This is a genomic window from Priestia sp. SIMBA_032 (assembly GCF_046535215.1).
GTDB classification, from domain to species: domain Bacteria; phylum Bacillota; class Bacilli; order Bacillales; family Bacillaceae_H; genus Priestia; species Priestia aryabhattai.
Genome location: NZ_JAWRXD010000178.1, coordinates 1 through 408, shown reverse-complemented (window position 1 = coordinate 408; position 408 = coordinate 1). Strand labels below are relative to the sequence as shown.

Here is a 408-nt window from a genome sequence, read left to right as displayed (position 1 = left end):
GATCGGTTGTACGGCGTGTTGGACCGGCTGGAAGGCTATAGTGTAGATCAGGGTGAGCTTCTATTGTCGCTTCATTCGGAAATGAATCTGGTACTGTTCCTTATACAACGTTCATGGCAAAAGAAAGTTTCTTAAAGAAAGATAAAGCTGCTGCCGAAAAGTTCACACGTGCTCTCTATAAAGCACAGCAATGGGTTGATACACATAGTCCAGAAGAAATTGCTGATGCCGTTTCTCCGCTATTTAAAGACACTTCAAAAGACATAACAGTAAAAGTAATTGAACGGTACAAAAAGCAACATTCTTATGCGACAAATCCACTATTAGATGCGGAAGAATGGAAACAGCTCCAAACTATTATGAAAGACGCTGGCGAATTACAAAAAGAAGTCCCACATGAAGCGCTCG

The 408-nt window shown here is 41.4% G+C and carries 1 pseudogene; it reads left to right on the top strand.

The annotated features are described in order from the left end of the window. Window positions 1-62 precede the first annotated feature (62 nt). Window positions 63-408, top strand: a pseudogene (locus SB717_RS33900) (ABC transporter substrate-binding protein); the annotation flags it as partial.